Annotated in this window: 11 protein-coding genes; 10 read left to right on the top strand and 1 reads right to left on the bottom strand. The window is 36.5% G+C overall.

The annotated features are described in order from the left end of the window. Positions 1-25: 25 nt before the first annotated feature. From RHP56_RS06730 to RHP56_RS06705, 6 genes are all read left to right on the top strand, one after another. Positions 26-979 carry a glycosyltransferase family 2 protein gene (locus tag RHP56_RS06730; protein WP_462794672.1) on the top strand — a complete coding sequence of 318 codons (954 nt, stop codon included), beginning with the start codon at positions 26-28 and terminating at the stop codon, positions 977-979. 753 nt (positions 980-1,732) lie between these two features. Continuing rightward, positions 1,733-3,121 carry a hypothetical protein gene (locus RHP56_RS06725; protein ID WP_129870209.1) on the top strand — a complete coding sequence of 463 codons (1,389 nt, stop codon included), beginning with the start codon at positions 1,733-1,735 and terminating at the stop codon, positions 3,119-3,121. A gap of 106 nt (positions 3,122-3,227) precedes the next feature. After that, positions 3,228-5,135 carry an LTA synthase family protein gene (locus RHP56_RS06720; protein WP_102753184.1) on the top strand — a complete coding sequence of 636 codons (1,908 nt, stop codon included), beginning with the start codon at positions 3,228-3,230 and terminating at the stop codon, positions 5,133-5,135. Position 5,136: 1 nt separating this feature from the next. Further along, positions 5,137-6,009 (top strand): fucose 4-O-acetylase, encoded by an 873-nt coding sequence (locus RHP56_RS06715; protein ID WP_102753185.1) that lies wholly within the window; start codon positions 5,137-5,139, stop codon positions 6,007-6,009. Between the two features lie 10 nt (positions 6,010-6,019). After that, positions 6,020-6,922, top strand: coding sequence for a glycosyltransferase family 2 protein (locus RHP56_RS06710; protein ID WP_014324912.1), 903 nt, complete (start codon positions 6,020-6,022; stop codon positions 6,920-6,922). A 43-nt stretch (positions 6,923-6,965) separates the two neighbouring features. Then, on the top strand, positions 6,966-7,382 hold the full coding sequence (locus RHP56_RS06705) for a GtrA family protein (RefSeq protein ID WP_011680084.1): 417 nt from the start codon (positions 6,966-6,968) through the stop codon (positions 7,380-7,382). Between the two features lie 11 nt (positions 7,383-7,393). Here RHP56_RS06705 and RHP56_RS06700 read toward each other — a convergent pair whose 3' ends face one another. Next, positions 7,394-7,846, bottom strand: a complete 453-nt coding sequence (locus RHP56_RS06700) for a flavodoxin (protein WP_060461426.1) — start codon at positions 7,844-7,846, stop codon at positions 7,394-7,396. 213 nt (positions 7,847-8,059) lie between these two features. Between RHP56_RS06700 and larD the strand changes: the two genes are divergently transcribed. The 4 genes from larD (at position 8,060) to hpt (ending at position 11,567) form a co-directional block, all read left to right on the top strand. Further along, complete coding sequence (gene larD, locus RHP56_RS06695) at positions 8,060-8,779, top strand: D/L-lactic acid transporter LarD (protein ID WP_011680083.1); 720 nt, start codon at positions 8,060-8,062, stop codon at positions 8,777-8,779. A gap of 175 nt (positions 8,780-8,954) precedes the next feature. Next, positions 8,955-9,719 carry a formate/nitrite transporter family protein gene (locus RHP56_RS06690; RefSeq protein WP_011680082.1) on the top strand — a complete coding sequence of 255 codons (765 nt, stop codon included), beginning with the start codon at positions 8,955-8,957 and terminating at the stop codon, positions 9,717-9,719. Further along, complete coding sequence (gene purB, locus RHP56_RS06685) at positions 9,712-11,007, top strand: adenylosuccinate lyase (protein ID WP_002815074.1); 1,296 nt, start codon at positions 9,712-9,714, stop codon at positions 11,005-11,007. Before RHP56_RS06690 ends, purB begins: the two co-directional genes overlap by 8 nt. After that, positions 11,004-11,567 (top strand): hypoxanthine phosphoribosyltransferase, encoded by a 564-nt coding sequence (gene hpt, locus RHP56_RS06680; RefSeq protein WP_011680081.1) that lies wholly within the window; start codon positions 11,004-11,006, stop codon positions 11,565-11,567. The genes purB and hpt overlap by 4 nt, the downstream gene beginning before the upstream one ends. The last annotated feature ends 3 nt before the right edge of the window (positions 11,568-11,570 follow it).

Below are 11,570 nucleotides of genomic sequence, written 5' to 3'. Positions count from 1 at the left end.
TACATAACGTATGAGGGGAATCATAATGGAAAGTACAGTCCAACGACACTTAAAGAAAAATATATTATCACTAGTTGTTCCTGTTCATAATGAAGAGGCAACGATTAATATTTTCTATAATACTATTGAGAAGCTCAAACCTAATTTGACTGCTGATGTCCATTATCATTTTATTGATGATGGCTCGACAGACAGTACACTATCGATCTTACGAGATTTATCTAAAATTAATGATAATGTTCATTATATTAGTTTTTCTCGTAATTTTGGCAAAGAAGCGGGCCTTTATGCTGGGTTACAGCAAGCGGATGGTGACTATGTAGCTGTTATGGATGTTGATTTGCAAGATCCACCTGAACTTTTGCCAGAAATGCTGAGAGAGGTTCAAAACGGTGAATATGATGCTGTTGGAACCCGTAGAGCCAATCGTAATGGCGAGGCAAAAATTCGGTCATGGTTTTCCGAGCAATTTTATACTTGGATGAACAAAATTAGTCAAACGCATCTTGTTGATGGCGCACGAGATTACCGTGTCATGACTCGACAGATGGTAGATGCTATTTTGTCATTAAGTGAAAATCAACGTTTTAGTAAGGGTATCTTTACTTGGGTTGGTTTTAACACGAAATACATACCATTTGAAAATCGTGAGCGTGTTGCGGGGAACACATCATGGTCATTCTGGTCATTAACAAAGTATGCTATTGAAGGCGTAGTTTCATTTTCAACGGTACCTTTAACTGTGATAACGGTGCTAGGACTATTATCATTTGTTTTGTCACTATTGAGTGCTGCCTTTATAGTGATTAGGGCATTGCTTAGCAATAATAGCGTCGCTGGATGGCCATCAATGGTAACCATTGTGCTATTTATTGGTGGCATTCAATTATTGAGTCTGGGCGTTATAGGTCGTTATATGGCTGCTATTTTTTTGGAAACAAAAAAAAGGCCTATCTATATCACAAAAGAAGAAAAGTAAGAGGAAATTTTTGTGATTTTTAAATTATTAAACAATATAATTATTGTTATAGGAGTTGCTTTCTTTTTTTTAGTGTCTTTGATTGCAACTTTTCAACACTCGTCAAACCAGTTGTTTAATCCTCTCACTTTGCTATGTGGATCAGTTCTGTTATTTATACTGCTGGTACTTTTTTTAAATTATTTCCAAATTATTTCTAAAAGACTGCAAAGAATTTTATTTTATTTGTTTGTTGGTCTAATTATTTTTACTCAGTTTACTATAATTTTATCTACGCATAATTCACCTTTCACAGACACTGGATACATTTATATTCAAGCACAAAATTTATCACACAATGTTTCTGATTGGAATTATTATTTCAAAATTTATCCTAATAATGTAAACATTGCTATTTTTTGGAGTTTTATATATCGATTCTTTAATTTTTTTCACATAGTCAATCAGCTCAGAGCTACGTACATTATCCAATTATTGATGTTGGATGGAGCAATCCTTTTTACTAGCTATACTGTAAAAAAGCATATCAATGTTAAACTGGGGAATATATTATTATTCTCGTTACTGTTATATTTACCTTTAACACTATTTACAGAATGGATATATAATGACAGTATTTCATCTACATTAGTGATTTTGTTACTCGGTTTACTTTGTCGTGTTTGGTACAGTCAGTCTAGATTTAAATATTTTTGGTTTTTCTTGGCAGCGTTAGATTTAGCTTTTACTTTCATACTAAGGCAAAATAGTGTTGTGATTATAATTGCTTTATTGATTACTATTGTTTTGATGGGCCAAACACTTCGTCAAAAATTTGTACAAATCAGTATTCTAATAGCGACTGTGATTGTTGTGTATTTCGGGTCGAGCGTTATACAAACAGCTCAACGCTATGAACGCAATAATCAGGTTGTAACACCTGCTACAAGATACATTAACATGGGCTTGAATCCAAATACAAGCGGACAAATTGATGGGAATGATGCTTGGCTGTATGAACAACCTGGACGGACTCCTAAAGAAAAGAATAGGCTATATCTTAGTTCCATCAAACGTCGTCTACTTAACTATTCAGTTGGTTCGTTATCAGAACATTTTCTAAAAAAAGCAACATATATGTACGGTACGGGATTAACCATACAGGATTTCTTTTATTGGTACGCCGGAAATAAAAATAATCTAGAAGAATCAATTTTAGACCGGTTTGGTGTGACCTTAGTTAATGGTTTTCAATTTTTTTACATATTGCTGAGCGTAATGACGTTTGTCTTTCTTTGGCGCCATTTAAAAAATAAGCGTTCGATTCCTCCAGTAGTATTGTTTAGTGTGTTGGGTGTATTAGGTGTTTGTGCTTTCCAAGTTGGTTTGTGGGAAGTTCGAGATCGATATAGCCTATTAGCTGTGCCGTTTACTGTATTTATTTTTTCATATGCGTTAGCTGAACTAGACATTGTAGGATGGATTAGTCGATTCGGTAGTGTATTAAAACAAGACGTAATTAGGTACTTTATTATAAGTACGGGTTTGCTAGTTTTTGGTTACTTATCAAACTATTCGTTGACAACACAGTTAGTTGAAAAAAATAACGTCTCGATTCATCAGCCATATGTCGCATATGCAGGACAAAGCGATGTAAAAATAAAGGCTCATGACAAATTAAAAATAACATTTGATGTTGAAACAACGGGAAATACTGGTATTTTTTATAATTCTGCGTATAGTATTTCTTCAGACAGTAAATCACAGCAAGTAAAAAAATATTTACCGCTTCAGATCTCTTTGATGAATACTACATTGCATAAGTCAATTGAGGTTGACAGCAATGGAAACACAAAAGCCAATACTATGCAGAAGGGAAAGTATGTCTTAACCTTGACTAATCCAACTAACCAAGCGATTTATACACAGGGAATTATTGATATAGGTAAGGCTGATTTCTCTTTTAACAGTTTGTACAGAAGTATTTCGGGGCGCCCTGAGTTGATGCCAGTTATGACAGTTGCTCGATCTAGCCAAAATACTCTTGTATCGAAAAAGCAATATAATGCGATATTTACTTTATTATTTGTTATTTTATGTATCATTACATATATGTTTCGTAAAAAAGATAAGATACTGCCTCTGAATAAAAGCAAAATATAGTACCTGCTTGACTTTGGCAGACAGCATTAAATTTTTACGGTATAATAGATTTTATAACATTGGGGAGAGTGCATAGCACTGTTCCTTTTTTAGAATGGAAAATAAAATGAAGATACGGAATAAAATATTTAAATTTTTACGGCTTAATTTTTTGTTTCTTTGGTTATCAATTATCGCACTTTATATTATTCAAGTGGGAGTAATGATCACCGATCCGGGATATGGCACTGGTGATTGGGGGCGTAGTGCTTGGACAAATGGTATCCAATTTGTCATCAATCAAACGACCTCGGCCGGTATAAACGTATTGATTCTAATGATATTAATGTGGCTTATTACTCTTATTAGTAATCGGATACCGGCAACAATTATCGTAATGGCTGTTCTAACAGCCATCGTAACGGTTGCTGAATACCAATTGATTAACGTTAGACAAGAAGCAATAACCGAGGCAAGTCTACAAGAAGTGACGGCTTTTGGTAATTTGATTGGAATGTTAGATATCAAATTAATAATAGCTTTTGTGGTAGTTCTAATTGTTATGGCGGTGTTACTTTTCATTATTTACCGTCGCAGTAAATGGATTGTCTTTAGATCAATTCGCTGGCGTGCAGTATTAATGATTATTTCTATTTTGGCGTTAGTGCCTTTCTTCCAAATAAACTCTGATCAAAACAAAGAAACCTTTATTAAGCTCGGGGATGATCCTAAAGTATGGGATTCACTTTACGATGCTGTTTCTAATGGTGGAATTGTCGCGTTGCTAAATTCGCGAACGACAGATGCGATGGTACAACCTAAGGGTTATAGTCAGGCCACGATGAAGAAACTTGTAAAAAAATACCAAGGCGAAGCAAAAAGCATCAATGCAACACGACAAAATAAAAACTTTAAAAACCAAACAGTTATTTATACGCTCAGTGAATCTTTAACAAAACCAAGTTATGTGCCAGGATTGACAATTAGTGATAATCCTTTAAAAAAGCTCAATAATATTATGAATACTACAAGTTCTGGCCATATGGTTTCCTCAGGATATGGCGGTGGTACTGCTGGAATTGAATATTCGACCTTGACGGGATTTAATATCACAGCGTATAAGCCAACAATTACGATGCCGTATTCACAATTAACAAGTAGCATTAATGAAAAATCAACGGTCACTGGACAGTTTGATAAAAAAATTGTGGTCCATCCATATGTGGGTTCGTTTTACAATCGACGTGCTGTGTACAAAAATATGGGTATTAATTATTTCTATACAACTGACAGTGACACACCAGTCAAATATACAGCTTCAGTTGGTGGCGGCAATCATGCTAGCGACACTTCAGCATATAAAAATGTGCTTTCTAAAATTAGTAGTGGTAATGACAGCCAATTCATTCAATTATTAACAATGCAAAATCATACACCCTGGACATTTTCCGGACGTGATTACAATGTTATTGAGCCAACTGATTCAAATGCTGATTTGGATACGATAGAATCTTATTTGCAGGGACTTCATTACACGGATAACGCTACACAAGCATTTCTTGATAAATTAAACAAATTAAAGCGGCCGGTTACACTGGTCTGGTATGGGGATCACTGGCCAGGAATATTTAGCTTCGTGAACACATCTACAGATGCTTTATCAGCGCATTCAACACCCTATTTTATTTGGCAAAATGATGCAGCCAAAAAAGCCAATGGTACAGTTGGTGTTTCAGAAAACTATGCAGACCCATCTGATTTCACTGCAATGGTGCTTAAAATGAACAATATGAAGGTCGATCCGTACTGGGCATTGAAGACCGAATTGCTTGAAAAAGTGCCAACAATTAACAACTACAAACGTGATGAGAATGGTAAACTGTCATTTATTGATAAAAACGGAAAAAATATTGATGAAAAATCTTTGACGGCAGAACAACAAAAGCTTGTGAAGGATTTTAAACTCGTGCAATATGATATTACGACAGGTAAAAACTATTTACTAAAAACAAAGTTTTTCCAGAAGGTGAAATAATATGACAAAAAAATATTTAAACGCCTTCTTAACGGTCATCCTTGCTTTAATTGGCGTTGTGTATTTAACAAAAGTTACAGGTGATTTACATGCTTTTCATGGATTAGGTAAGCTGGTGAGTTACTTTTCTTGGCCGTTACTATTGGTGGGCCTTGCGCGATTGGCATCATTGGAAAATCGTAAGCCAGGTGACATCTTTGATTGTTATTTGCTGCTTTCAACCATATTAGCAGTCATTGGATTTTTTATCACATTGCAGGTGATTCCTGTGCGCACACCATTTCAATTTGCTATGGGAAACTGGTGGGATGCTATCTCTGCTGGTGCACTTGGTAATGAGGGGAATTTGAACACGCCCTTAGGGGAAGTCTGGACGAAATACCCAATCGGTTGGTTTTTAATGATGACACCCATTGCGATGAAACTAGCCCATTATATGCATCAAAAAATTTCCGATAAACGCGTACTCATTGTTTCTGCAATAGTTTTGATGATTGCGCCTCAATATATAGGTGAAATTATTGATCTACCATTCAGCTTAAATGCAGCATTACTTGGAACAGGTTTGCTCGTTATTAACGATAGTATTATTGTCAAATCTACTAAAATGCGAGTTATTTGGATTGTGATAGGGAGCATCGTTACGATAATTGCTGCTAAAATGAGTGGTGTGTACTTTAGTTATGGTCGAGCGGAAAATATATTTATTTCTGTTTTTGGTTTGATTGCTGCAATAAAACTCATTGAATTCTTATTAGATTTTGTGACGATTCATGTAGAATGGAATATGTCTAAAAAAATTTTTTTCTATACGACTGTTGGTTTTTTGTTTATACTAACATTAGTGGTAAATTTAACAATATTTTTGAATTAAGGAAAACAATATGTCTCAGAATGTCAGTGCAGTGATTGTCACATTTAATCGTCTTACTCTTCTAAAAGAAGTAATTGAAAGTTTACAGACGCAAGATACCAAGCTTTCACACATTATTGTGGTTGATAATAATAGTAAATCTGATACGCAAGAGTATCTAACCTCACTTGGCAACCAAATCGAATATGTACGTTTACCAGAAAACATTGGTGGCGCCGGCGGTTTTAATAAAGGTGTGCGCTACTTTATGGAGCACACAACCGATGACTTTGTTTGGTTGATGGATGACGACACTGTTGTGCATCCAGATACGTTAACTGAGTTATTGAAGTTTGCTGATAAGCAAGATCAATTCGGTTTCTTGTCTAGTGATGTTCGTTGGACTGATGGGCATCGTGCACTAATGAATCAGCCAGCACCAATGAATCGTTTGAAAGTAATTCCAGAGGATCAAGTGGAACCTGTGCAACTACAAAATGCAACGTTCGTTTCATTATTAGTAAAACGTGAAGTAGTTAAAAAGATTGGGTTGCCTATCACGGAATTCTTTATTTGGGGCGATGATATTGAATATACCGAACGCGCTGGTCGTGTTGCACCTGGATATTTTGTACCAAGCGCAAAGGTGACCCACAAGATGGCAGAAAATGTGGGTAGTAGTCTTCTTAATGATAATGAAAACAGAACACCACGTTACTTTTATTCTTACCGAAATAAAAGATATTATGCAAAAAAACGTGATTTCTATCGTCGTAATCGTGCGTTACTACGTATGTGGGCTGAATATTTCCAAATTAAGTTTTCGAATACAGAACGAAAGCAAGAAAAGCTTGATATCTTTAAAAAGGGATTTCAGGCTGGTAAAACATTCAATCCAATAATTGAATTTGCAGATGATTTAAAGGAAAAATGAAATAGTGCCTAATTGGGGGCTATTTTATTTTTAGGAGAAATTCATGGAAAAAATAAAGTTATTGCTGACTCAGTACCAAGAAGCTATTTTGTATATCGTATTTGGCGGCTTAACAATGTTGGTTAACATCATTGCCTTTTGGTTAGCCTTTCAAGCATGGCATATGAATTCTTCTGTATCTTATCTTTTTGCTTGGTTTTGGTCTATCTTTTTTGCTTATCTTACAAACCGAACTTGGGTGTTTCACTCAACAGCTCACGACCTTAAGACGGTAATCAATGAGATATTTCAGTTCTTGGTAGCAAGAATTGCTACTGCCGTAATTGGCTTTGTTATTTTTTATTTTGGGGTTAACTTGTTAAAGCAAGATGCTCAAATCTGGAATATCATACAAAATATTTTTGTAATCATTTCCAACTTTGCGTTAAGTAAATTAGTTATATTTAAAAAGAAGGCTTAAACGCCTTCTTTTTATTTGTTGTTTTTAGCTGCAGTAATTAAATCTTGTGCAAATTTTTGTAGTGTTGGGATATCGTTTGCTTGTGGGTTTAAATTAATTTTGACACCTGCCGCACCCTTAGTTGCGTTGGTAAGCGAAAATTGCTTTTCGAATTTTGGTACTGCTAAGCAATAATCATCCAAATAGTAGGTATCTCCTGATCCTGCAACACCGTATACGACACTTGCAAGATTTGCATCAGCTAAATCATCATAAAAGTCTAATCCTTCATCTGGCAGTGAGCCCTGATCATATGTATAGGGGACAACCACGGCAATATCGACATCTTCTAATTCATCGACCTCAGTTTGACTAATTTCAGATTTTTTTACCGTAACATCAGCATTTTCAAGCGCTTCAATAATAATATCTGCTACATCTTCATTGTTCCCAGTAAGCGTTGCATAGACAACTTGTGCTTTCATTTTATAGTCCTCTTTATTTTAATTATCAAAAGTAATTATAGCATTTTATTAAACTATTAAAAGCTACGATTTGACGAAACACCTAGAAATATGACGGTTTGTTGACAAATTCATAAAAAAGCTTTACAGTCTGGTTCTGAGGCCTTAATATAGTTTAGGTGACTGTAATTTGAAACTTCACATGCAAATTTTCAACCCCTTAGGAGATTAAAAATGATACATCAATTGTTGGCTGAATTCATGGGCACTGCGCTCATGATTATTTTCGGAGTTGGCGTCCACGCTGATGAAGTGTTGAATCGTACAAAATACCACGGTTCAGGTCATCTGTTTTCGATTACAACTTGGGGATTTGGAATAGCAGTTGTTTTGTTTATCTTCGGGGAAGTTTATATTAACCCTGCAATGGCAATGGCCCAACTTATTTTAGGAAATATTCATTTTGATTATTTCTTAATTGTTAGTTTAGTAGAAGTATTGGGTGGTGTTTTCGGCTCAATTATTGTCTATATTATGTATGCAGATCAATTTAAATTATCTGAAAAAGATATTGATCCAGTAATCGTTCGCAATATTTTTTCAACAGCGCCAGCAATTCGTAACTTACCACGTAATTTTTTTGTTGAAATGTTTGCGACATTCGTATTTTTGACAGGTATATTAGCTATTTCTGCAAAAGCGGGGGATGTTCCTGGTATGGTTCCGCTAGCTGTGGCTTTCTTAGTTTGGGCTGTTGGTATGGGTCTAGGTGGTACTACTGGATTTGCAATGAACCTTGCTCGAGATATGGGGCCTCGTATTGCATATACAATTATTCCTTGGAAAAGACGAGCCTCCAGTGATTTCCAATACGGTATTCTTGTGCCCGGAATAGCGCCATTTGTTGGTGCAATTTTTGCTGCCTTATTTTCAAAGTTTTATTTAGGCCTGTGAACGCTTACAATCCAAACGTTCGCTTAAAATTATAAAAAACACTGTTTCGTTCGGGTAAACCGAACTTTTTTTATTTTTGTGAGAAAATACTAATTTAATTACGAACGCAACCAGTAAAATAACTGGTAAAATAATTGAGTAGAGAAAATTAAATAAAGTTATTCTGGAGATGAATATGCACACAAACGATGAAATGCAAGCATTGCTAGTTGATACTGTCCGACGAAAAGTTGGCTATCCTCTCAGGAAAAAAGTAACGCTTGGGATACTGGGTGGCGTTGCTATTTCTTTGGGATTTTTAGCAGCAATACGTGCAATGGCACCACTAACTGCTCTCCAATCTCCCGTTGTCTCTTTGGTCGGCGCATCTTTATTTCCGGTCGGACTAATTATGATTGTGTTCACTGGACAAGAGTTAGCTACTGGAAATATGTTTGTTCTTGGTTACGGCGCTTTAAATCGTAATTTGGGTTGGTTACGTTATTTTTTTGAAGTAATACTGATAACTTTGCTCAATGGACTTGGTGCGATTTTATTAGCCTATATTTTTGGACACTATTTAGGACTGACTAAGGTGGATATTTATGGCAAACAAGTTGCGACAATGGCAATGTCTAAAGTAACTCCAAGTATGCCGATGATCTTCTTTTCGGCAATCGGTGCGAATTGGTTGGTGGCGATGGGTGTATACTTAGGTATGGTCGCCAAGGATACCATTGGGAAAATAGTAGGTATGTGGTTTCCAGTCATGATCTTTGTGTTGATTGGATTCAATCATGTTATTGCTAACTTTTTCTTGCTGCCAGCTGCTTATTTTAATGGTACGATTACATTGGTACAAATGTTGCATAATCTTGTGCCAGCATTTTTAGGTAACACGTTTGGTGGCTTATTACTCGCTGCTTCACTTTATTTCACAAAGGACAAAAATAATGCTTGAACGATATTCACGAGAACAACTCCGCGACATTTGGTCGCTGAAAAATCAATATCAAACATGGTTAGATGTTGAAATTGCTGTTGACGCTGGTTGGGTCGCCGAAGGCCACATTCCAGCCGAGGATCTTGCAAAAATACGTGCAAATGCAAAATTTGATGTAGATCGAATAGCAGAAATAGAATTATCCACACGACACGATGTAGTTGCATTTACACGTAACGTATCTGAATCTTTGGGTGATGAGCGCAAGTGGATTCATTATGGTCTAACTTCAACGGATGTTGTTGATACAGCACAAGCTTTACGTTTGCGCCAAGCAAATGATATGATAAAAAAAGATTTGCAAGACTGGCGTGAAGCAATTAAAAAATTAGCTGTGCAATATAAAGACACAGTTATGATGGGTCGTACGCACGGGGTGCATGCTGAGCCAACAACTTTTGGTTTGAAAATGGCACGTTTCTATGCTTCAGCAACACGCGCTATAGAACGTTTTGAACGTGTTGCGGCAGAGGTGGAAACTGGGAAACTTTCAGGTGCCGTTGGTACATTTGCAAACGTGCCACCACGTGTTGAAGAAGTTGCTATGAAAGAACTTGGGCTAACCCCTCAACCAGTTGGTTCACAAGTACTACCACGTGATTTACACGCAGATTATATCCAGACAATTGCCTTGATTGGTACTCAAATGGAAGAGCTCGCTACTGAAATTCGTTCCCTACAGCGCTCTGAAATACATGAAGTTGAGGAAGGCTTTGCTAAAGGACAAAAGGGCTCATCGGCCATGCCACATAAGCGAAACCCAATTGGTGATGAAAATATTACTGGATTGGCACGTGTGCTACGTGGTTACGCAGTAACTGCTTTGGAAAACGTTACTTTATGGCATGAGCGTGATATTTCGCATTCATCTGCAGAGCGTATCATACTTGCAGATGCAACCGCGTTACTTGATTACATGTTAAACCGCCATACTGGTATTCTAAATAATTTGGGTGTGTTCCCAGAAACAATGAAAAAGAATATGGACCGTACGTATGGGTTAATATATTCACAGCGTTTACTGTTGAGTTTGATTGATGCAGGATTGTCACGTGAGCAATCATATGACACTGTCCAACCGTTGACAGCCCGTTCGTGGGATGAGCAATTGATGTTCCGCGACCTAGTAGATGCAGACCCAACCATCCAAGCAAACTTAACAAAAGAACAAGTTGACGATGCATTTGATTATCATTATCATTTGCGACATGTTGATGAAATTTTTAAGAGAGTAGGTCTAGCATGAAACCTTTAATCACACACCCAGCTATCAAAGGGGTGTTGGCGACAGAAACAGATATTCAAGCACAGGTTCAGCGTGTGGCTAATGAATTGACTACAAAGTTTGAGGGAAATAAAGAACGACCTATTTTTATTGCCGTATTAAAAGGCGGGGTTATCTTCGCCACCGATCTACTTCGAAAGATGCCACTGGATGTGGATTTCGATTTTGTAGACGTTAAAAGTTATTCAGGCGCAGCATCAACTGGTCAAGTCAAAGTAGTTCATGATGTTAGCATGGATTTAACTGGGCGGGATGTTGTTATTGTTGATGAAATTATTGATTCAGGAAGAACAATGCAGTGGCTGCACAATTATTTTGAATTAAAGGGTGCCTCAAGTGTGACCACAGTGGCATTGGCTGATAAGAAAGAGGCTAGAGTAGTTGATTTTGAAGTTGATTATTTTGGTTTGGAAGTGCCGGATGAATTCCTTGTGGGCTATGGTATGGACTACAATAATTTTTTCAGAAACTTACCAGTAATTGCTATTGTTGACTTTGACAAAGTTGATTTAATAAAATAACAA

It is taken from the genome of Leuconostoc sp. C5 (assembly GCF_056530425.1).
This window is presented reverse-complemented; position numbering and strand designations above follow the sequence as displayed.